This is a genomic window from Stenotrophomonas sp. CCNWLW57 (genome assembly GCF_037203925.1).
Classification (GTDB): Bacteria; Pseudomonadota; Gammaproteobacteria; order Xanthomonadales; family Xanthomonadaceae; genus Stenotrophomonas; species Stenotrophomonas rhizophila_A.
Genome location: NZ_JBBCBJ010000001.1, coordinates 216,036 through 236,270, shown reverse-complemented (window position 1 = coordinate 236,270; position 20,235 = coordinate 216,036). Strand labels below are relative to the sequence as shown.

Here is a 20,235-nt window from a genome sequence, read left to right as displayed (position 1 = left end):
GACGGCACGCATGACCAAGAAGATTCCGCTGTTGATCGACACCGATCCGGGTGTCGATGACGCACTGGCCCTGTTGATGGCCTTTGCCGACGAACGCCATGACGTGGTCGGCCTCACCATTGCCGCCGGCAATGTCGGCCTGGACCACACGGTCCGCAATGCGCTGAAACTGTGTGAAGTGGCCGGGCGTGAAGACGTGCCGGTGTTCGCCGGTACCCCCGAACCGCTGGTGCACCCGTCGGTGGATGCGGCCCACGTTCATGGCGCCGACGGCTTCGGCGACGTCAACCTGCCGGCCGCCCAGCGCCAGGCCGAAGCCGAACACGCCGCGCTGGCCATCCTGCGCCTGTCGCATGAGTACGCCGGCGAGCTGTTCCTGGTCGCCCTCGGCCCGCTGACCAACCTGGCCCTGGCGCTCAAGCTCGACCCGACCCTGCCGCAGCGCGTGAAGCGTTTCCTGGTCATGGGCGGGGCGGTCACCTGCCACGGCAACATCACGCCGGCGGCCGAGTTCAACATCGCCTTCGATCCCGAAGCGGCGCACGTGGTGTTCACCGGCTTCCCGCACATCGAAGTGGCCGACTGGGAAGCCACCGTCGCCCACGGCCTGCTGCACAAGGATGTCGAGCAGTGGCTGGCCTTCGACAGCGACAAGGCACGCTTCTACGAGCTGATTTCGCGCCAGACCCGCCTGTGGTCCGAAGACAGCCGCGGCGAGCGCTGGTTCGCCGCCGACGCCCTGGCCATGGCCTGGGCGCTGCAGCCGGAAGGCGCGCTGCGGGTCGAATCGCGCCCGCTGAACATCGAACTGGCCGGGACCCACAGCCGGGGTGCTACCATTGTCGACTGGAACCGCCAGACGGGGCAGCCGGACAACACCGAGCTGTTGATGGCCTACGACCAGGGGCGCTTTGAAGCCCAGGTCCGGAGTGCGCTCGGCGTCGCCTGACGCCGCAGTGGCGGTATCTTCACGCGGAACATGGCCATGGGTTGCCCTAGGGGGCGGCCCCGGCTATAATGCCGCTCTTGCGTTTCCCTGACCTTATTTACGGTGTGTGCCCCATGAAGGACGATATCCATCCGAACTACCGTGACGTCGTGTTTCAGGACGTTACCTCCGATTTCAAGATCCTGACCCGTTCCACCATGGCGACGAAAGAAACCGTGAAGTGGGAAGACGGCAACGAGTACCCGCTCGTCAAGATCGAAATCTCCTCTGCTTCGCACCCGTTCTACACGGGCAAGCACAAGGTGATCGACACCAGCGGCCGTATCGACAAGTTCCAGAAGCGTTTCGGCAAGCCGGCTGCGGCTGCTGCTGCCGAATAAGCTTTTCGAAACTGCTGCATGCAAACAACGGTCGCCTCGGCGGCCGTTGTTTTTTTATGCCTGCGGGAAAGCCTGCTGGCGGATGAACGACGGTTCATAAATTCCCCCGCCGCGCGGAACGCAGTGTCCATTCCAGCCCGCCTGGCGCTTGCCGGTGCTTGTGCGGCAAGGGCGAGCGGGGTGTGCGTCTACGACTTCCGTCCTAGGGCGTGGCAAATGTTGCTGTGCGATAATGACGTGATCCACAGCACAGGCTGTGGACTTACTTTCACGTGCCTGCCCCACGCGCTTGGGTGGGCGCCTTCCCCTTGAGGAGCGCACACAGTGTCCGATCTTGATCAGGTCACGCTGAATGCCGGCGACAAGTCGGTTGTTCTGCCTGTCATCAAACCCACGCTCGGCAACGATTGCGTCGATATTTCGAAGCTGACCAAGGAAACCGGTCTCTTCACCTACGACTCCGGCTTCACCGCCACCGCCAGCTGCAAGTCCGCCATCACCTACATCGACGGTGACAAGGGCGTGCTGCTGTATCGCGGCTACCCCATCGAGCAGCTGTCGGAAAAGTCCAGCTACGTCGAAGTGGCTTACCTGCTGATCAACGGCGAGCGTCCGAGCGCCGAGCAGCTGAAGGCCTTCACCGATGAGCTGGCTGCCGAAGCCAACGTCGATGCCTCGATCAATGCCCTGATCGCCAGCTTCGACAAGGATGCCCACCCGATGGCCATCCTGACCGCTGCCATCGCGCAGCTGTCGGCGAAGTACCATGCCTCGCTGGACCTGTCCGACGCCGAGCAGCGCCGCCAGTCCGCCGTGCGCCTGATCGCCAAGGTGCCGACCCTGTCGGCGCTGATCTACCGCCACGGCAAGGGCCTGCCGGCCAACACGCCGGACACCTCGCTGGATTACGTCAGCCGCTTCCTGAAGCAGACCTTCGAGTCGGCCGATGGCCAGTACGAGCTGAACCCGGACGTGGTCAAGGCGCTGGACCTGCTCTTCATCCTGCATGCCGACCACGAGCAGAACGCCTCCACCTCGACGGTGCGCCTGGTCGGTTCGACCGGTGCCAACCCGTATGCGTCGGTCGCCGCTGGCGTCACCGCGCTGTGGGGTCCGGCCCACGGCGGTGCCAACGAAGCCGTGCTGAAGATGCTGGAAGAAATCGGTTCGGCGGACAACGTTGAATCGGCCGTGCTCAAGGCCAAGGACAAGACCTCGGGCTTCCGCCTGATGGGCTTCGGCCACCGCGTGTACAAGAACTTCGACCCGCGCGCGAAGGTCATCGGCGAGATGACCGGCAAGGTGCTCAAGCAGCTGGGCGTGCAGGATCCGTTGCTCGACGTTGCCGTGAAGCTGGAACAGGCGGCGCTGCAGGACGACTACTTCGTCGCCCGCAAGCTGTACCCGAACGTCGATTTCTACAGCGGCATCATCTACAAGGCGCTGCAGATCCCGACCGAAATGTTCACCGTCATGTTCGCCCTGGGCCGCACCTCCGGCTGGGTCGCGCACTGGCTCGAACAGCAGGTCGACCCGGAAATGAAGATCGGCCGCCCGCGCCAGGTCTACACCGGCAGCGACGTGCGTGACTACCAGGGCTGATCAGCTCCCGTAGTGCGTGAAAAGACGCCTCCGCAAGGGGGCGTTTTTTTTTGGGTTCAACAGCGTTCAAGCAGGAGCTTTCAAGCAACAGCCGTCGTGTGCAGGATGCTGCGCGCAGGGCCGGCGGTGGTGGGGGTACGGGGGGCGCCGTGAATCCATCCCTGGAGGCTCTTGCGAAACATCCATGTTTCGCAAAGCCCCCGTACCCCCACCACCGCCGACCCTCTGACAGTCGGCCGGTGACCACGGGAAAAGCAAAAATCACGTCGCCGGCCCTGCACGCAGCATCGTGCAAACGACGGCTTTGGCTTTAGCTCTGACTTTAGCTTTGCGCCTTTCGCTTTCAGCTTCCGGCAACACCACGCCGTGCCGCGGCGAGCATAAAGCAGCAACGCGCAACATGCGCACGCGCGCGGGTCGGAATGCTTGCGTTGCTTCCGGTTCGCGCGCGCTGTCGCAGAACGTGCGCGTGCGTGGCGGGTTTAAGAATGGTTGCGTGGGGAGATGTCGCGCACAGAACTAACGTGATCGTGTCGCCGACACTGCACAGCGCAGCGTGGGGTGATCGCCTCGAACGAGGCGTTTTTCAATCATGGGAGAGAACCACATGTACCGCACCCTGAAGCAGGCCGCGTTGGGCCTGGCGATCTTTACCGCCGCACTGTCCGCCCACGCCGTTGAAGCGCACATCACCGTCTGGGCGAACGTCGACCCGACCCTGTCGCTGCTCCGGGCCGATGGCAGCGCGCTTCCCGCTGACGTCGAGATGCCGTACCGCGCCGGGCAGGGACTGAGCAGCTGGAGCGAACGCGTGCGCGTGTTCTCCAACGACACCAGCCTGGATGTCGATGTGCGCCTGGCCGAACCGGCCGTGCTGATGCCCAAGGTGACCGCCGCCGGCGCAGTCGACATCCCGCTCTCGGTTACCCTCAACGGCCGCGAGCTTGGCCTGGCCCCGATCGCGTTCACCGCCGACCAGCTGTTCCAGGGCGCGATTCCCGGTGCCTCCATCGAAATGCCGCTGACCGTGGCCCAGGCCGCGCCCGGTCCCATCACCGCCGCCGGCCTCTACGACGGCCCGGTCAGCCTGGTCCTGGTGCAGAAGGCCAGCAGCCTCTAAGCCATTGCGCGGACGCCGGCCCTGCGGGGTCGGCGTTCCTGCGCCCCTGCCATGCGCATTCCTGCTCCCGCCCTTGTCCGGCTGGCGGTGGCGCTCGTCCTGGTGCTGGCCTGCGTGGCCGTCCAGGCGGGCCCGGTGCCGGCCGGTTTCGAAGATCTTGTCAGTGGCCAGCGCGAGCGCGTGGAAGTGCGCGCGTTCGGCCGTTCCGCCGGCCTCTGGCCGGCCTGGGTGACGCTGGAGCACGTCCAGCTGGAACAGCCCGCGCAGGTGTTGGCCGCGCTGGGCATGACCACCTCCGCGCAGCAGGCACTGCTGCCGGCGCTGTCCCTGCCGCTGCCGCGCAACAGCCACCTGGCCTGCGTCCATGGCCAGCCACAGCCGGGCTGCGGCTGGCGCCCCCCGTCCGAGGATCCGACCCACATGCATGCCATCTTTGACGAAGGCAACGGCGCGCTGCTGCTGTTTCCCGCATTGCGCTGGCTGCCGCGCGCATCGCCCGGTGTCGCCGGGCTGCATGCGCCCAGCGAGCACGCCGAAAATGCATTGCTGCACCAGCAGACGCTCGCGCTCAGTGGCAGTGGCAGCCAGTACGCCCTCAACGCGCATGGCAGCGCCACGCTGGGCGTCCTGCGCGCCGGCCATGTCGGCGGCAACTGGAACTACGCGCGCCACGCCTGGCCCGGCCAGCGCGCCCGTACGCACTTCCAGTTCGACGATCTGTACTACCGGCATGACCTGGCCCGGCGCCACTACCTGCAGGTCGGGCGCATGGACCGGCGCAACCTTGCCAGCACCCAGGGCGGACAGTTCGGCTTCGGCATGTTGCCGCTCGACCGCTTCGACGGCGTCCGCGCCGGTACCACCCAGGCCTACGTGGATGCCGGCGCCGATACCGGCGCCGCGCCCCTGACCGTGCTGCTGTCGCGGCAGGCGCGCGTGGATGCCTACGACGGCGAGCGACTGCTGCAGACGTTCTACCTGCCCGCTGGCGTCACCGACCTCGATACCCGCCGGTTTCCACCGGGCAGCTATGACGTGACCCTGCGCATCCACGAAGACGGGCGCCTGCTGCGGACCGAGACACTGCCGTTTGCCCGCACCCAGGACTGGGGCGAACCGGGCGTGCAATGGTTCGTGCAGGGCGGGCGAAGCCGCGCGCGATGTCCGCTTGGACGCCGGCAACAGCGTCCTGCAGGCCGGCTTGCGCATGCCACTTGCCCGCCAGCTTGGCCTGAGCCTGGGCGTGGCACGCGTTGCCGAGGCCAGCCACGCCGAGCTGCGTACCGGAGTCCGCCATCGCCTGGGCAGGCACGACCTGCACGCCGAAGTCGGCGTCCTGGTCGGCAGCGACGGCAGGCGTGGCAGCCAGCAACAGCTCAGTGTGCGCAACACCGTTTCCTGGAACCTGTACCGGCAGCGCCTGCGCGGCAGCCGTTGTCGCGTGGACTGCGCTGATTCCCTCAGCGCATCGCTGACTCTTCCGCTGTCCGGCGGCAGTCTTTACCTGGGTCACACCCGCAGGCGCACGCTGGTACCCGGCGGCTGGCCCGGTGGCAGCGCCCGCAGCCTGCAGGCCGCCTACGGTCTTACCCGGCAGTGGCGCAGCGTCAGCATCGGCACCCGTCTGGGCGCATGGCGTCAGACCGGGAGCATCTCCGACCAGGGCCTGCAGCTGTCGGTCACGCTCTCGCGGTTGCAGCACGCCGCAGGCGCCAGCCAGCTGCGCCGCATCGGCGTCGAAGCACGGCGCACGCAGTCCGGTGATGCCGGTCAGCGCCTGCTGCTCGCGCAGTCCTGGCGCCGCGAACAGGACGCGACCGCGCGCGAGGTGGCCACCGAGGTCAGCGTGCAGGACGCCGCCGACGTCGATGCGCTGCTGGCGCTGCGCACCGCCACGCCGCTTGGCCAGACCAGTGCCGTGCTGTCGCACCACCGGCAGGCGCATGCCAGTGAGACCGGGTACAGCCTCAGCCATGGATCGGCGCTGGCGCTGTCGCCGCGCGGCCTGTTCTGGGGCGGCGCGCCCGGTGCCGACGCGGGCGTCGCCGTCAGCGTCGATGATGCCGCTGCCAGCGGGTTCGACGGCGCGGCCGCCGAGGTGAAAGCCGGGGCCAGCCGCCGCCAGGTGCTGCGCTCCGGTCAACGCCGCCTGCTGCCGCTGAGCGGCTATCAGCGCCATCAGGTGGAGGTCCAGGATGCGCACGGGCACGCACACGATGCCAGCGTGCGGGTGACCCATCCCGGCCCTGCCCAGCAGCCCTTCCTGTTGCCGGGCAGGCTGATCGCATTGCCGGTGGGCGTGGAAGCCACCTTCACCTATATCGGCAGCGCCGTGGACAAGGCCGGTGCCGCGCTGGCCGGTGCGCGCATCCTCAATGCCGCGGTTCCCCGGCTCGGGGCCGACGGCGGGTTCATCGCCGAATTCCCGCAGCGCGAAGCGGTCCTGTACCTGTTGCAGGCAGGTCGCCTGCTGCACTGCCCGCTGCAGGTGCGCGAGCAGCGCAGCGTGGTGCTGCTGGTAGGGCAGGTGGCGTGCACGCCCCTGGCGCGCGACGCGCTGCCCGCCCGCATCGCCCTCCAGCCGCGTGTGCAGCTGTTGCTGGAGGATGCAGCGCCGATCGCGCAGGAGGGCCAATGGAGCGGGCCCTGATGCGCGTCGTCATGCTCGTACCGGCCTTGTGGGTCGCCCAACCCGCGGCGGCGCAGCGCCCCCCGGTCACCACGCCGGCCGCAGGCACCACCGTGACCGCGCTGAGCCACGCCTTCGACCGTGCCGCGCCGCAGCCGCTGCCGTTATGGGCGCCACGCACCGTGCTGGGGTTCGACGAGGTGATGCACGGCCATGGCCGCCTGCATGTCACCTGCACCGATGAGCCCGCGCGCGGGCGCTGCCCGCGCAGCGACACCGGCGAAGGACCGACCGGGCGCCAGTCGATCCTGCTGGAATTCCACGAACCGCGCAGCGGCCAGCGCCGCGACATCGGGGTCAGCGGATGGATGGAACGGGTCGAGTGGGAGCGCAGTTGCAGTGATGACTACTGGGACAAATCCGAGTACCCGTTGTGGACATCGGCAACCCGGGAGTGTCACATCGCTCCGGCCGGCACCGCCGCGACGTTGCAGGTGGCGGCAACGGACATCGGCGCGCTGGTGGCCGGGCGCTGGCGGGCCGAGCTGCACCTGGACGTGCGCGGTGGCGTGGGCGGCGCGGTACTCGGCCGGCACGTATTCGTGCTGGAGGTCACGGTGACCGATACCGAGCGGGCGGCCATCCACCTGCCCGAGCACGGCGGCTCGGCCGCGCCGATGGACCTGCAGTTGCAGTTGCGGGCCGTACCGCCGCCGGCCAGCGTCGGCGGCGAGGCCGTGCTGGACATGTGCCTGTACGACGGGCTGGGTTCTCACAGCGGCCAGCTGGTGCTGGTGGCGCGCGATCGCGGCCCAGACGTGCCGGGGCGGCCACGCGATGCATTTTCGGTGTGGCACCACGCGGGCGGCCGCGCGCCGCACGAGCGCATCGATTACCGCCTGCAACTGCTGTATGCGGGCACCACGATCGACCTGCACCGGGAGGCGCACACGGTGCTGACCGGCATCCACAGCGCCCCACTGCGGCCGGTACTGCTGCCCGGCATGGACCAGCCGGTGCACTGCGTGCCGACCCCGCTCAGCTTCATCACGCCCCGGGTGCCAGCGGCCGAAAAGCGCGACGGACGCTACCAGGGCGATCTCACGATTGAAATGCGCCTGCCCACCCGACGCCCCTGACGCCGACCGAGACTTCCATGCGCCTGCATCGCCTTTCCCTGCTGCTGTTGCTGCTTCCCGCCCTGCCGGTGTCGGCCAGCCTGGACGTGCACCCCATGCGTGTCCATGTCGACGCGGGCAGCACCACCAGCATCCGCGTGCAGGCGCAGTCGCCCCGCACCCAGTACGTCAGGGCCACGGTCAAGCGCGTGGTTGCCCCCGCCACCGAAGACGAAAGCGAAGTGGATGAGCCGACCGGCGACGCCGCGGCGATCGCCGTGACGCCGGGCATGTTCGCGCTCGCCGGCGGCGGCAGCCGGCTGGTGCGGGTGATCGCCCTGGCCCCGGTCAAGGAAGAAACCGCGTTCCGGGTGTACTTCGAAGGGGTGCGCGGAGATGACCCGGAGGCGCACCCCGATGCCCTGGAGACGCCCGCTGCCACCCTCGGCGTCAGCCTGGTATGGGGCGTGCTGGTCAACGTCCTGCCTGCCGATGGACGGGTGGCGATGCAGGTTGCCGGGGGCCGCCTGCATAACCACGGCACGCTCCGGCTGGGCATCCGCCGGGTCGAGCACTGCGTTGCGGCCGCCTGCATCACCCACGACATCGAACGCAGCGTCTACCCGGGCGCCACGCTGGCGTTGCCCTTCGAGCCGGTGCCCGGCGCGCGGCTGCGCGTGGATTACCGGCTCAGCCGCGACGGCTACCGCGAACACCAGCAGATCCTGCTGCCTTGAGAGGAAACACCATGCATGTTCTCTACCGATCCTTGTTGTTGATGGTGCCTGGCACCGCGTTTGCGACCGCGTTTCCGCCGCCGGGCGAGGCGGATCCGGCACCTCGCGAAGACAGCACGTCCGAGGCGACGCACAGCGTGGCCTTCGCCAGCGGGCTCGGCGTCGGCGTGGGCGTGGGCGTGGCCGGCGTGTTCGGCCGCGACCAGGTCCGCGACCGCCTGGTGTACTGCGAAGCGCCCGCGGTGCCGCCGGCGGAGGTTCCGATCGCACCGCCGGGGTGGGCCGATGCGCTGTGGCAGGTCAATCACAACCATGAGCGGATCGCGCGCAACCGGCTGGACATCGACCTGCTGCGCGACGGCGTGCAAGGCGTCAGCGCCGACCTCAGCGATGTGGTGCGTTTCGACAAGGACGCCATCGTGCACCTGCGCGGCTCGCGCCTGGTGGCGCTGGGCGCCGGTGAGGTCAGCGCCAGCAGCGCACACGCGGTCAACGGCGCGCAGCTGTTTGCCGCCGAAGCGCGGGTGGCTGCACTGGAATATGTACAACGCTATTTCAAGGTCGGATCGGACGAACTGAGCCTGCCCGCGCATGCCGGGTTCCTGGCCACCGCGATGGGCGCCGATGCCCGCGCCGTTGCCAGCGGCTCCACCGCGTACGGCAGCTACGCCACGGCATTGGGCAACAACTCGGTGGCGCTGGGCCGTGCAGCGATCGTCCTGGAAGGGGCCGCAGATGGTTTCGCGCTCGGCACGCGTTCGCGCGTGTTGGCCGAGAACGGCATGGCGCTCGGCGGCTCCACCCAGGTGTGGGCCGACGCCCATGACAGCGTGGCGTTGGGCTTTGGCTCGATCGTGCAGCGCCCCTGGGAGGTCTCGGTGGGCGGGCAGGGCCTGCGCCGACGCATCACCAACGTCCTGCCGGGCATCGCCGCCGATGACGTGGTGTCTCTGCGGCAGCTGTCGGACATGGCCAGCGTGCTCGGCACCAGCATCAACGCCGAAGGCGGCGTGCGCGGCATGCGTTTCGCGGTGCAGGGCAAGTGGCACGGCACCGTGGCCGGGGCGCTGGATGCGCTGGATTACGCGGTAAGCGCGGCACACCGGGCGCTGGACGACATGGGCGAGCAGGTCGGCGCGCTCGCGGCGCAGGACGGAGCCCGTCCGCCCTCCAGCGTGGCCGACGCCGCCGAGTCGATCACGGCGTCGGCGGACACGACCCACGCCGCAGGCCCGCAGGCCGCTGCCACCGGGACCGCCGTCGCGGCCGACGCGCGTGCGGTCGAGCCGGCCGCTGCGACACCGCCGCCGGCAGCGCCACTGCCGCCGGTCGACACCCGCGCCGTGGACGACGCGGTGCAGCGCGCCAACGCGTACACCGACCAGGCCCTGGCCGGCATCGACCGCCGCTTCGACCGCCTCGACCAGCGCATGAACCGCATGGCGGCGATGAGCAGTGCGCAGGCCGCCATGGCCATGAACACTGCGGGCCTGCCCACCTGGAACCGGCTGGGCGCGGGCGTCGGCCATGCCGACGGCGAATCGGCCCTGGCGGTGGGTTACCAGCGCGTACTGGACCGTCGCGCCACCACCAGCGTCAGTCTCAGTGGCGCCTTCAGCCAGGGCGGCGAAAGCAGCGTGGCGATGGGCGTGGGCATCGGCTGGTAGACCCTGCGCGGCGCGTGCTCAGGGGCCGTCCAGATAGCCCCTGATCTCGTCCTCGGCCAGCAGGCTGCGCAGCTGCGCGGCCGAGGCCCGCCGCATCGGCTTCTCGTCGATGCTCGACAGCGGCGGCTGGCGCAGCGCGTCGTAGGGCAGCACCGCCACGTCGAAGGTCAGCCCTTCGGCGGAGAACACCCACACCGGCACGTCCATCGTGCGTTCGCGGTCCAGGCGCAGGCGGCGCATTCGCGACTCGGCCGGGATGCGGTGTTCTTCCAGGAACCGCTGCACGGCATCGGCGTCGTCGCTGTGCAGCTGCAGCTGCACTGGGCTGTTGGCGTCGGCGGTGCCGTCCAGCACCGGTCCGCACAGGCGTGGTGCGAAGCCGTGCAGGAATTCCAGCGCACGCAGGCCGGCTTCGCGGCGTTGTCGCAGCTGCGTGCCATGCCCGGGGCCGGCGAACAGGCGCTGGTACTCGCGCAGGGCGTCTTCGATCTCGGTATTGCGCGGCAGCGAGGCATCATCGTGGATGCCCAGCCGCCCGGCGGCTTTCAGCTTGGCCTGGTGGTAATCGCGGATTCCGCCTTCGGCCATCAACCGCGCCGCCTCGTGGGCAAGCCGGTGGCGGCGTTCGCGGGTCTGGCTCTCGGCATGCTGACGGGCCCGATGCATGAGCGGCTCCCCCTGTTACGACCTGCCACCGAATGTACACCGATCATGTGACATCGATGTGGTGCCGGCCATCGGCCGGCACCCTTGTCCCATCAAAAAATATCGAACGCCGCGTCGTCGGCCTGCGGGGTCTGGGTATTGAAGTCGTACTCGGCCAGCTTCTCCATGTCCTCGACCTTGACCCACTCGGTAGCGCCGTTGAGCGTCGCCTGGACCATCCCGGTCGGCGGCTCGTTCTGCGCGATCGGCGTGTCCTTCAGCGCCACCCGCATGTAGTCGATCCAGATCGGCAGCGCGGCGCGGCCGCCGTACTCGCGGTAGCCCAGCGAACGGAAATCGTCGCGGCCCACCCATACGGTGGTGGCGTACGGGCCGCCGAAGCCGGAGAACCACGCATCGCGATGGTCATTGGTGGAGCCGGTCTTGCCGCCCACGTCCTCGCGACCGAGCACCTTGGCGGCCGTGCCGGTGCCGCGCTGGACCACGTCGCGCATCATCGAGACCAGCTGGTAGGCGGTGCGCGCATCGATCGCTCGCGGCGCGGTGCGCGCATTCGGGTCTACCGGCGCGGCCGGCTCCGCCGCCTGCTGCGGCTTGGCCGGGCCGGCCGGCGCAGGTGCGGCAGCGGCACCGAAGTTGAAACCGTCCACTACCTGGCTCACCGGCGCCCCGCCACTGGTGCCCACGCATTCGCGGCAGGCCCGGGCCGGGTTTTCCTTGAACACCAGGTTGCCGTCGCGGTCGCTGACCTGGTCGATCAGCCAGGTGTCCACGCGCGAGCCGCCGTTGGCGAACACGGCATAGCCGCGCGCCACCGACAGCGGGGTCAGCGAAGCGGTACCCAGCGACATCGACAGGTTCGGCGGCAGCTCGGCTTCGGCAAAGCCGAATTCGCTGATGTACTTGCGCGCGTACTCCACGCCCATGCCATCAAGCAGGCGCACCGACACCAGGTTGCGCGACTGCACCAGCGCTTCGCGCAGGCGCATCGGGCCACGGAAGCCGCCGCCGTCGTTCTGCGGCTGCCAGGTCTTGCCGCGGCGGTCGCGGAACACCACCGGCGCATCGAGCACGATCGAGGCCGGGTTGAAGCCCTTGTCGAAGGCGGCGGCGTAGATGAACGGCTTGAAGCTCGAACCCGGCTGGCGACGCGCCTGGGTGGCGCGGTTGAACTTGTTGCCGGAGAAGCTGAAACCGCCCACCAGGGCCTTCAGCGCACCGGTTTGAGCATCCAGCGATACCAGCGCGGACTGGCCGCGCGGGATCTGGTCCAGCAACCACTCGCCTTCCTTCTCGCCGGCGCGCACGCGGACGATGTCACCGCGCTGGACCAGCTTGGCCGGGCTCTTGCCGGTCCACTTGGCGGCCGAGGCGGGCAGCACCACCTCGGTGCGGTTGGCCAGCACCACCGTGGCGCTGCCATCGGCGCCGGTGCCGGCCACGATGGCCGGCAACAGCCCGGACTGGCCATTGATACCGCGCAGGTGCGCGGCCAGTGCGGCCGCATCATCGCCCGCGCCCAGCGCCACCTGCTGCTCCACCCCGTGCCAGCCGTGGCGGTGGTCGTAGGCCAGCAGGCCGTCGCGCACGGCCAGGTTGGCGGCGGTCTGCATCTCGGCATTGATGGTGGTGGTGACGTGGTAGCCCTTGTTGAGCACGTCGCCGCCGAAGCGGGCGATCATCTCCTGGCGGACCAGTTCGGCCACGTAGGGGGCCTCGACCTGCAGCGGGGGCTCATGCGCGCTGGCGTGCATCGGCACGGCCTTGGCTGCGTCGGCCTCGGCCTGGCTGATGAAGCCCAGGTTGGCCATGCGCTGCAGCACGTAATAGTCGCGGCGTTCGCGGGCGCGCTCGGGGTTGCTGATCGGGTTGCCGCTGGAGGGGAACTTGGGGATGCCGGCCAGCGAGGCCATCTCGTCCAGGCTCAGCTCGCCCAGCTTCTTGCCGTAGTAGAACTCGGCCGCCGCGGCCACGCCGTAGGCGCGGTTGCCGAAGAAGCTCTTGTTGAGATACAGCTCGAAGATCTCGTCCTTGCTCAGTTCCTGCTCGATCTTGCGCGCCAGCAGGATCTCGGCCAGCTTGCGGGTGTAGCTGTACTCGGAGCTGAGGAAGAACTGGCGGGCCACCTGCTGGGTGATGGTCGACCCACCCGGGACCCGCTTGTCGTTGGTGGTGGCCAGCAGCCAGACCGCGCGGCCGATGCCCTTGTAGTCCACGCCCCCGTGTTCATAGAAGCGGGCGTCCTCGGTGGCCAGGAAGGCCTGCTTCAGGCGCTCGGGGACCTCCTTCATGGTGATCGGGGTGCGCCGGGACTCGCCGAACACCGCCATGAGCTTGCCGTCGGCCGCATAGACGTACATGGGCTCCTGCATCTCGATGTCGCGCAGGGTCTGGACGTCGGGAAGACGGGAGGAAATGGCGTAGTACAGGCCCCCGGCGACCGCGGCGCCGATCAGTGCCAGGACCAGGAAGGCGACCAGCAACCAGCGCAGCCAGCGGCGAAGGCGAGTCATCAGTGTCAGATTCCGATTGCGAATTTCGTGGCCGCAGAGTATAGATTACGCAAGGGAACGGCTGGGGTTGTTCCCGGGGAGAGCATTCGGTCACCGTCAGGGGACGGGCGAAACGTGTCGTAAGTACACGTTTTGCACGTTGATGGTTGCGAATTGCAAAAAAAACGTTATTAATGCGCGGGCGCAAGTTTTGCGTCCAAGTGCCCGTCGGCAGGGGAGAAACCGTGGGGCTTATCCCAAAAAGCCAGTCGCCGCTTATTGGCGTCGACATCAGCTCGACTGCAGTAAAGCTCTTGCAGCTTTCCCGCAGTGGCAATCGTTTCCGCGTGGAACATTACGCTGTGGAACCACTACCGCCGAATGCGGTGGTGGAAAAGAACATCGTGGAAGTGGAGGCCGTGGGTGAGGCCATCCGCCGCGCGGTGAACCGTTCAGGCACCAAGGCCCGGCATGCCGCCGCCGCCGTGGCCGGCTCTGCGGTCATCACCAAGCTCATCCCGATGCCCGCTGACCTGGACGAGAACGACATGGAAGCCCAGGTCGAGCTCGAAGCGGTCAACTACATCCCGTATCCGATCGAGGAAGTGAACCTCGATTTCGAGGTGCTGGGGGCGATTCCCAACAACCCGGAAATGGTCCAGGTGCTGTTGGCGGCGTCGCGGTCGGAGAACGTGGAGCTGCGCCAATCGGCGCTGGAGCTCGGTGGCCTGACTGCCCGGGTGATGGACGTGGAGGCCTTCGCGGTCGAAAACGCCTTCGCGCTGGTGGCCAGTGAACTGCCGATCGCCAGCGATGGCGTGGTCGCGCTGGTCGACATCGGTGCCACCATGACCACCCTGAACGTGCTTCGTGGCGGGCGCAGCCTGTACAGCCGCGAACAGGTGTTCGGTGGCAAGCAGCTGACCGACGAGGTCATGCGCCGCTATGGCCTGACCTACGAGGAAGCCGGCCTGGCCAAGCGCCAGGGTGGGTTGCCGGAAAGCTACGAGATGGAAGTGCTCGAGCCGTTCAAGGAAGCCACGGTCCAGCAGATCAGCCGCCTGCTGCAGTTCTTCTATGCTGGCAGTGAGTTCAACCGGGTCGACCACATCGTGCTGGCCGGCGGTTGCGCGGCGCTGGCCGGTCTGCCGGAGATGGTGGAGGAACAGCTGGGCGTGGCCACCGTGGTGGCCAATCCGCTGGCGCAGATGACGCTGGGTCCGAAGGTGCAGGCGCATGCCCTGGCCCAGGACGCCCCGGCGCTGATGATTGCCACCGGTCTGGCGCTGAGGAGCTTCGACTGATGGCAAGAATCAATCTATTGCCCTGGCGCGCCGAGCGGCGCAAGCAACGCCAGCGCGAGTTCATGACCATGCTCGGCTTTGCGGCTATCGCAGGCGTGGTGCTGTCGGCGCTGATCTGGTTCTACTACGACCGCCAGCTCAGTGGCCAGGAGGACCGCAACGCGTTCCTCACGGCCGAGATCGCACGGGTCAAGGAGCAGAACAAGGAAATCGACCGCCTGGATCGCCAGAAGGACCGCCTGCTGGCGCGCAAGAAGGTGATCGAACAGCTGCAGGCCAAGCGCTCGCAGATGGTGCACCTGTTCGACGCGCTGGTCCGGACCATCCCTGACGGGCTGGTGCTGACCGCGCTGAAGCAGGAAGGCGACATCCTGACGCTGGAAGGGCGCACCCAGTCCAACGCCCGGGTCAGCGCCTACATGCGCAACCTGGAAAGCTCGGGCTGGATGACCAAGCCGGAACTGTCGGTGATCGAAGCCAGGAAGCCGGAAGAAGAGAAGGACAAGCCGATCGGCCCTGTCTCGGACATTTCCGCGCTGCCGTACGTGTTCGTGGTCAAGGTGACGCTGCCCGCGCAGAGCGAAGCGGTCGACGGCATCGCGCCGGATGGCACCGTGGAGGCACCGGGCACCGATCCGAATGCCGCGCCCGCCGCTGCCCCCGCCGTGGCCCCGCTTGCGCCGGCGCCGGCAGGAACTGGCGCACCGGCACCTGCGCCGGGCACTGCTCCGGCACCGGCCGCTGACCCGGCTGCGCCGGCGCCTTCGGGCAGCCGTATCGTTCCCGCCCCGGCAACGCAACCGGCGGCGTCCAGCACGCCGCAGAAGGGGGCCGCATGAGCCAGAAGAAAGTCAACCTGAAGGATCTGGACTTCAACAACATCGGCAGCTGGCCGCAGCAGGCGAAGATCGTCTTCTGCGCCCTGTTGACCGTGCTGATCGTCGTGCTTTCGTGGTTCCTGCTGATCAGTGGCAAGAGCGACGAACTGGCATCGCTGGAGCAGACCGAAGTCTCGCTGCGCGCCGATTTCGAGAAAGAGCAGGGCCGCGCGGTCAACCTGGAGCCGCTCAAGCAGCAGCTGGCCCAGATGGAGCAGGTGCTGCAGCAGATGCTGCGCCAGCTGCCCAGCAAGACCGAAATGCCGGACCTGATCATCGACATCTCGCAGACCGCGCTGTCCAGCGGCCTGGTCAACGAGCTGTTCCAGCCCGGTGAGGAAGTGCCCAAGGAGTTCTACGCCGAAAAGCCGATCGCCCTGCGCATGGTGGGCAGCTACCACCAGTTCGGTGCGTTCGTCAGCGGCGTGGCTTCGCTGCCGCGCGTGGTCATCCTGACCATGCACGACATCAACCTCAAGCCCAAGGACCCCAAGACCGGCATCACCGCGCGCAGCGGCGCGCTGGAACTGTCGGGCACGGTCAAGACCTACCGTTACCTGGACGACGTGGAAATGGAAGCGCAGGAGAAAGCGGCCGCACAGGCAGCAGGCCCGAACGGAGGCAAGCCATGAACCTGGCCAGCACCGCACGGGTATGTGGCCTGCTGATGCTGGTCCTGTTGGCGGGCTGCGCACGCAGCATCTCCAGCACGCCCGGTGACGCGCCCAACCTGGAAAAGTGGGTCGCCGACGTGCGCGCCCGCCCGGCACCGCCGCTCGAACCGCTGCCTGTCATGCAGCAGTTCGAGACCTTCGAGTACTCCGCGCAGGGGATGCGTGATCCGTTCACCGACGCCTGGGCCAACCCCCAGGCCGGCGGCTCGGGCCTGCGCCCGGATCCGAACCGCCGCAAGGAGCCGCTGGAAGCCTTCCCGCTGGACTCCCTGGACATGGTCGGTTCGATCGGCAAGGGCAGCGCACTGGTCGCGCTGGTGATGGCGCCGGACAAGGTCACCTATCGGGTGCGTCCGGCCGTCTACATGGGGCAGAGCGACGGCCGCGTGACCGGGGTCTTCGAAGACCGGATCGAACTGATTGAACTGGTGCCGGATGGCGCGGGCGGCTGGCTGGAACGGCCTGCATCGCTTGCGCTTGAAGATCAATGAATGATTATGGGGATAGCACGATGACCTTTTCCAACGCCATGCTGCAGCGTCCCGACCGGCGCCCGAAGCTGATCCACCTGTGCGCGCTGGGAGTCGCGCTCATGGTGGCCAATGGCACCCTGATGGCGGCCACGCCGGCCGCTGCAGCCACGACCCAGGGGGTCGGCCCCGCGCCGGCCGCCGCACCGGCCTCGCTGGCGGTGTCCAAGATCGATTTCAAGCGCGGTGAAGACGGCAGCGGCCGGCTGATCCTGCAGTTCGATGGAAAGGGCGCCAACCCGGACCTGCGCAGCCAGGGCAACAGCGTCGTGATCGACGTGGGCAACGCGACCCTGCCGGCGAACCTGCAGAAGTCGATCAATGTGGTCGACTTCGCCACGCCGGTGCAGCGCATCGATCCCAAGCCGTATGGCGGTGGCACCCAGCTGGTGCTGGACACCAACACGGCCTTCGAGTCGCTGGCCTACCAGACCGGCAACGAGTACGTGGTCGAGATCAGCGCCCGCAAGAGCGCCCCGGCCACCGGTGCGATCAACGCCACCACGGTGACCCAGGCGGCCACCGCGGTCGCGCAGCGTGGCTACAGCGGCAAGCCGGTGACCTTCAACTTCCAGGACGTGCCGGTGCGCACCGTGCTGCAGTTGATCGCCGAGGAGTCGAACCTGAACATCGTGGCCTCCGACACCGTCGAAGGCAACGTCACCCTGCGCCTGGTCAACGTGCCGTGGGACCAGGCACTGGACATCGTGCTGCGGGCCAAGGGCCTGGACAAGCGTCGTGACGGTGGCGTGGTGTGGGTGGCCCCGCAGCCGGAGCTGGCCAAGTTCGAGCAGGAGAAGGAAGACGCCCGCATTGCGATCGAGAACCGCCAGGACCTGATCACCGATTACGTCCAGATCAACTACCACAACGCCGCGCAGATCTTCAAAGCGCTGACCGAGGCCAAGGGTATCGGCGGCAGCGGTGGTGGTGGTGGCAGCGGTGGCGGTTCCGGCGGCAGCTCGCAGGAAGACAGCGGGTTCCTGTCCTCGCGTGGCCGCCTGGTGGCCGACGAGCGCACCAACACGCTGATGATCAGCGACATCCCGAAGAAGGTCGCGCGCATGCGCGAGCTGATCAACGTGATCGACCGCCCGGTCGACCAGGTGCTGATCGAGAGCCGCATCGTGATCGCCACCGACACCTTCGCGCGTGAACTGGGTGCCAAGTTCGGCATCACCGGCAGCCGCGACAACGTGTACTTCAGTGGCAACACCAGCACCAACCACGAAAACGTCACCAGCGACGGCGAGAACGCGACCGAGTACCAGGAAGCGCTCAACGAGTGGGCTGCCGGCGGCGGTACCGGTCCGATCCCGGTGCGTCCGCCCCGCACCATCAACACCGGTGGCCTGAACTGGAACCTGCCGGTGGCCGCGGCCAGCAACCCGGGTTCGCTGGCACTGTCGATCCTCAACGCTGGCTACCTGCTGGACGTGGAGCTGTCGGCGATGCAGCAGGAATCGCGCGGTGAAGTGATCTCGAACCCGCGCGTGGTCACCACCAACCAGCGCGAAGCGGTGATCAAGCAGGGTAAGGAAATCGGTTATGTCACCATCACCGGCGGCACTGCCGGGCAGGCGGCCACGCCCAACGTGCAGTTCAAGGAAGTGCTGCTCGAACTGAAGGTCACCCCGACCATCACCAACGACAACCGCGTGTTCCTGAACATGGCGGTCAAGAAGGATGAAGTCGAAAGCTACATCGTGCTGGAAGGCTACGGCCAGGTTCCCTCGATCAACCGCCGCGAAGTCAACACCGCCGTGCTGGTCGATGATGGCCAGACCGTGGTGATCGGCGGCGTGTACGAGTTCACCGACCGCAACAGCGTCAACAAGGTGCCGTTCCTGGGCGACGTGCCCTTCCTGGGCAACCTGTTCAAGAAGCGCAGCCGTAACAAGGACAAGGCCGAACTGCTGGTCTTCGTCACCCCGAAGGTGCTGCGCGTGGCCAAGACCAACTGAGCCGCTGATCCAGCACACGGTTGGTAAGCAAGGATCCGGTGCCCGCGAGGGCGCCGGATCTTTTTTTGGCTGTTCGTCCATAGGGAGTGGTTCAGGGCAGGGCAAGGCCGCCGCGCTATCCTGCCCCATGGCCCAGGCACACTGCTCCGGTTGCACCGCGCAATGCTGCCGGCTTACTGCCGTGCTGGCGCCGTCGGAGTGCGTCCCCTCGAACCTGACCACCGAGATTGCCGATGGCGTGCTGGCCATGGCCAAAAGCGCGGACGGCTGGTGCGTGGCGCTCGACCGGGAATCCATGTCCTGCGGCATCTATGCCGAACGGCCCATGGTCTGCAGGCGCTTTGAAATGGCCGGCCCCTATTGCAGCGCCATCTTCGACGGTGCAGGACGGGCGTAGCCGCGTTCAGGCAATCTTGATCCCGCTGCGCGGCCAGCCCTGCCATCATGTGCGCGGAACCTTACGCCTGTTGCGTGGGTCAGATGGACGCCATGAACCTGCCACCCCCCATGCCCGCAATCGACCCCACGCCCTTCGTTGACACCCCCGAACACGACCGCCTGCATGCCGGCTTCCGTGCATTGCGCGACTCGCTCGCGGCCGAGATCGTCGGCCAGGACGCGCTGGTCGAGCGCCTGCTGACCGCACTGCTGGCCGATGGCCACCTGCTGGTGGAAGGCGCCCCCGGGCTGGCCAAGACCACCGCCATCCGCGCACTGGCTGCGCGCCTGGAGGCCGACTTCTCGCGGGTGCAGTTCACCCCGGACTTGCTGCCCGCCGACCTGACCGGCACCGAGATCTGGCGGACGCAGGAAGGCCGCTTCGAATTCGTGCCCGGCCCGATCTTCCACCCCATCCTGCTGGCCGACGAGATCAACCGGGCCCCGGCCAAGGTGCAGTCGGCGCTGCTGGAGGCCATGGGCGAGCGCCAGGTCACCGTGGGCCGGCATACCTATGCGCTGCCGGCGTTGTTCCTGGTGATGGCCACCCAGAACCCGATCGAGCAGGAGGGCACCTTCCCGTTGCCCGAAGCCCAGCTGGACCGGTTCCTGATGCATGTGCGGATCGGCTATCCCGATTCCAACGCCGAAGCCGAGATCCTGCGCCTGGCCCGTGAGCGCGCGCGTGATGCGCTCGGCACCGCGCCGGCGGCCCCGGCGCGCATGCCGCTGGACGACGTGTTCGCCGCCCGTCGCGCGGTGCTGTCGCTGCACATGGCACCCGCCTTGGAGCGTTACCTGATTGAACTGGTGCTGGCCACCCGCGACCCGGGTCGCTATGACCCGGCACTGGCAAAGCGCATCGCCTGGGGCGCCAGCCCGCGCGGTTCGATCGCGCTGGAGCGCTGCGCGCGCGCTCGCGCCTGGCTGGCCGGCCGCGACTTCGTGACCCCCGAGGACGTGCGCAGCGTTGCTCCTGACGTGCTGCGCCACCGCGTGCTGCCCAGCTATGAAGCCACCGCCGAAGGCTGGGATGGCGAGCGGCTGGTGGCCGAGCTGCTGGCCCGCATTCCGGTGCCTTGAGATT

17 protein-coding genes and 1 pseudogene are annotated in these 20,235 nt (G+C 67.9%); 16 read left to right on the top strand and 2 right to left on the bottom strand.

The annotated features are described in order from the left end of the window. The first annotated feature begins 10 nt into the window (after positions 1-10). From V9K91_RS01030 to V9K91_RS00990, 9 genes and pseudogenes are all read left to right on the top strand, one after another. Positions 11-949 (top strand): nucleoside hydrolase, encoded by a 939-nt coding sequence (locus V9K91_RS01030; protein WP_184127165.1) that lies wholly within the window; start codon positions 11-13, stop codon positions 947-949. A 113-nt stretch (positions 950-1,062) separates the two neighbouring features. Then, on the top strand, positions 1,063-1,329 hold the full coding sequence (locus V9K91_RS01025; protein ID WP_093533653.1) for a type B 50S ribosomal protein L31: 267 nt from the start codon (positions 1,063-1,065) through the stop codon (positions 1,327-1,329). Between the two features lie 324 nt (positions 1,330-1,653). Further along, positions 1,654-2,931, top strand: coding sequence for a citrate synthase (locus V9K91_RS01020; RefSeq protein ID WP_068853878.1), 1,278 nt, complete (start codon positions 1,654-1,656; stop codon positions 2,929-2,931). A 607-nt stretch (positions 2,932-3,538) separates the two neighbouring features. Beyond that, positions 3,539-4,051 (top strand): CS1 type fimbrial major subunit, encoded by a 513-nt coding sequence (locus V9K91_RS01015; protein WP_068853877.1) that lies wholly within the window; start codon positions 3,539-3,541, stop codon positions 4,049-4,051. Between the two features lie 51 nt (positions 4,052-4,102). Then, positions 4,103-5,083: pseudogene (locus V9K91_RS01010) on the top strand (TcfC E-set like domain-containing protein); the annotation flags it as partial. Between the two features lie 175 nt (positions 5,084-5,258). Next, positions 5,259-6,701, top strand: coding sequence for a CS1-pili formation C-terminal domain-containing protein (locus tag V9K91_RS01005; RefSeq protein ID WP_336442556.1), 1,443 nt, complete (start codon positions 5,259-5,261; stop codon positions 6,699-6,701). Next, the gene (locus V9K91_RS01000) at positions 6,701-7,819 is read left to right on the top strand and encodes a CfaE/CblD family pilus tip adhesin (RefSeq protein WP_336442555.1); all 1,119 of its coding nucleotides are present in this window, start codon (positions 6,701-6,703) and stop codon (positions 7,817-7,819) included. The genes V9K91_RS01005 and V9K91_RS01000 overlap by 1 nt, the downstream gene beginning before the upstream one ends. Positions 7,820-7,836: 17 nt before the next feature. Next, positions 7,837-8,535 carry a pilus assembly protein gene (locus V9K91_RS00995; RefSeq protein ID WP_306987608.1) on the top strand — a complete coding sequence of 233 codons (699 nt, stop codon included), beginning with the start codon at positions 7,837-7,839 and terminating at the stop codon, positions 8,533-8,535. 11 nt (positions 8,536-8,546) lie between these two features. Further along, entirely contained in the window at positions 8,547-10,202 is a 1,656-nt protein-coding gene (locus V9K91_RS00990; protein ID WP_336442554.1) for a YadA-like family protein, read from the top strand. 18 nt (positions 10,203-10,220) lie between these two features. On the opposite strand, the gene V9K91_RS00985 is transcribed toward V9K91_RS00990, so the two are convergent. Continuing rightward, positions 10,221-10,868 carry a hypothetical protein gene (locus tag V9K91_RS00985; protein ID WP_068853874.1) on the bottom strand — a complete coding sequence of 216 codons (648 nt, stop codon included), beginning with the start codon at positions 10,866-10,868 and terminating at the stop codon, positions 10,221-10,223. 92 nt (positions 10,869-10,960) lie between these two features. Then, on the bottom strand, positions 10,961-13,381 hold the full coding sequence (locus tag V9K91_RS00980; protein WP_095363596.1) for a penicillin-binding protein 1A: 2,421 nt from the start codon (positions 13,379-13,381) through the stop codon (positions 10,961-10,963). 224 nt (positions 13,382-13,605) lie between these two features. Between V9K91_RS00980 and V9K91_RS00975 the strand changes: the two genes are divergently transcribed. From V9K91_RS00975 to V9K91_RS00945, 7 genes are all read left to right on the top strand, one after another. After that, positions 13,606-14,664: a pilus assembly protein PilM gene (locus V9K91_RS00975; protein ID WP_038686523.1), complete on the top strand. Its 1,059-nt coding sequence runs from the start codon at positions 13,606-13,608 to the stop codon at positions 14,662-14,664. Continuing rightward, positions 14,664-15,503 (top strand): PilN domain-containing protein, encoded by an 840-nt coding sequence (locus V9K91_RS00970; protein WP_068853872.1) that lies wholly within the window; start codon positions 14,664-14,666, stop codon positions 15,501-15,503. The genes V9K91_RS00975 and V9K91_RS00970 overlap by 1 nt, the downstream gene beginning before the upstream one ends. After that, a complete protein-coding gene (locus V9K91_RS00965; RefSeq protein ID WP_068853871.1) occupies positions 15,500-16,174 on the top strand; it encodes a type 4a pilus biogenesis protein PilO in 675 nt (224 codons plus the stop codon). The genes V9K91_RS00970 and V9K91_RS00965 overlap by 4 nt, the downstream gene beginning before the upstream one ends. Positions 16,175-16,209: 35 nt before the next feature. Next, entirely contained in the window at positions 16,210-16,707 is a 498-nt protein-coding gene (locus V9K91_RS00960; protein ID WP_237334367.1) for a pilus assembly protein PilP, read from the top strand. A 20-nt stretch (positions 16,708-16,727) separates the two neighbouring features. Then, positions 16,728-18,710, top strand: coding sequence for a type IV pilus secretin PilQ family protein (locus tag V9K91_RS00955; RefSeq protein WP_068853869.1), 1,983 nt, complete (start codon positions 16,728-16,730; stop codon positions 18,708-18,710). Between the two features lie 127 nt (positions 18,711-18,837). Beyond that, positions 18,838-19,107 carry a YkgJ family cysteine cluster protein gene (locus V9K91_RS00950; RefSeq protein ID WP_068853868.1) on the top strand — a complete coding sequence of 90 codons (270 nt, stop codon included), beginning with the start codon at positions 18,838-18,840 and terminating at the stop codon, positions 19,105-19,107. 110 nt (positions 19,108-19,217) lie between these two features. Further along, complete coding sequence (locus V9K91_RS00945) at positions 19,218-20,231, top strand: MoxR family ATPase (RefSeq protein WP_210131425.1); 1,014 nt, start codon at positions 19,218-19,220, stop codon at positions 20,229-20,231. The last annotated feature ends 4 nt before the right edge of the window (positions 20,232-20,235 follow it).

What these genes read in the sequence shown, in the direction of transcription:
- V9K91_RS01030 (WP_184127165.1), top strand. Translation starts at nt 11, where the DNA reads ATGACCAAGAAGATTCCGCTGTTGATCGACACCGATCCGGGTGTCGAT.
- V9K91_RS01025 (WP_093533653.1), top strand. Translation starts at nt 1,063, where the DNA reads ATGAAGGACGATATCCATCCGAACTACCGTGACGTCGTGTTTCAGGAC.
- V9K91_RS01015 (WP_068853877.1), top strand. Translation starts at nt 3,539, where the DNA reads ATGTACCGCACCCTGAAGCAGGCCGCGTTGGGCCTGGCGATCTTTACC.
- V9K91_RS01005 (WP_336442556.1), top strand. Translation starts at nt 5,259, where the DNA reads ATGCCACTTGCCCGCCAGCTTGGCCTGAGCCTGGGCGTGGCACGCGTT.
- V9K91_RS01000 (WP_336442555.1), top strand. Translation starts at nt 6,701, where the DNA reads ATGCGCGTCGTCATGCTCGTACCGGCCTTGTGGGTCGCCCAACCCGCG.
- V9K91_RS00995 (WP_306987608.1), top strand. Translation starts at nt 7,837, where the DNA reads ATGCGCCTGCATCGCCTTTCCCTGCTGCTGTTGCTGCTTCCCGCCCTG.
- V9K91_RS00990 (WP_336442554.1), top strand. Translation starts at nt 8,547, where the DNA reads ATGCATGTTCTCTACCGATCCTTGTTGTTGATGGTGCCTGGCACCGCG.
- V9K91_RS00985 (WP_068853874.1), bottom strand. Translation starts at nt 10,868, where the DNA reads ATGCATCGGGCCCGTCAGCATGCCGAGAGCCAGACCCGCGAACGCCGC.
- V9K91_RS00980 (WP_095363596.1), bottom strand. Translation starts at nt 13,381, where the DNA reads ATGACTCGCCTTCGCCGCTGGCTGCGCTGGTTGCTGGTCGCCTTCCTG.
- V9K91_RS00970 (WP_068853872.1), top strand. Translation starts at nt 14,664, where the DNA reads ATGGCAAGAATCAATCTATTGCCCTGGCGCGCCGAGCGGCGCAAGCAA.
- V9K91_RS00965 (WP_068853871.1), top strand. Translation starts at nt 15,500, where the DNA reads ATGAGCCAGAAGAAAGTCAACCTGAAGGATCTGGACTTCAACAACATC.
- V9K91_RS00960 (WP_237334367.1), top strand. Translation starts at nt 16,210, where the DNA reads ATGCTGGTCCTGTTGGCGGGCTGCGCACGCAGCATCTCCAGCACGCCC.
- V9K91_RS00955 (WP_068853869.1), top strand. Translation starts at nt 16,728, where the DNA reads ATGACCTTTTCCAACGCCATGCTGCAGCGTCCCGACCGGCGCCCGAAG.
- V9K91_RS00950 (WP_068853868.1), top strand. Translation starts at nt 18,838, where the DNA reads ATGGCCCAGGCACACTGCTCCGGTTGCACCGCGCAATGCTGCCGGCTT.
- V9K91_RS00945 (WP_210131425.1), top strand. Translation starts at nt 19,218, where the DNA reads ATGCCCGCAATCGACCCCACGCCCTTCGTTGACACCCCCGAACACGAC.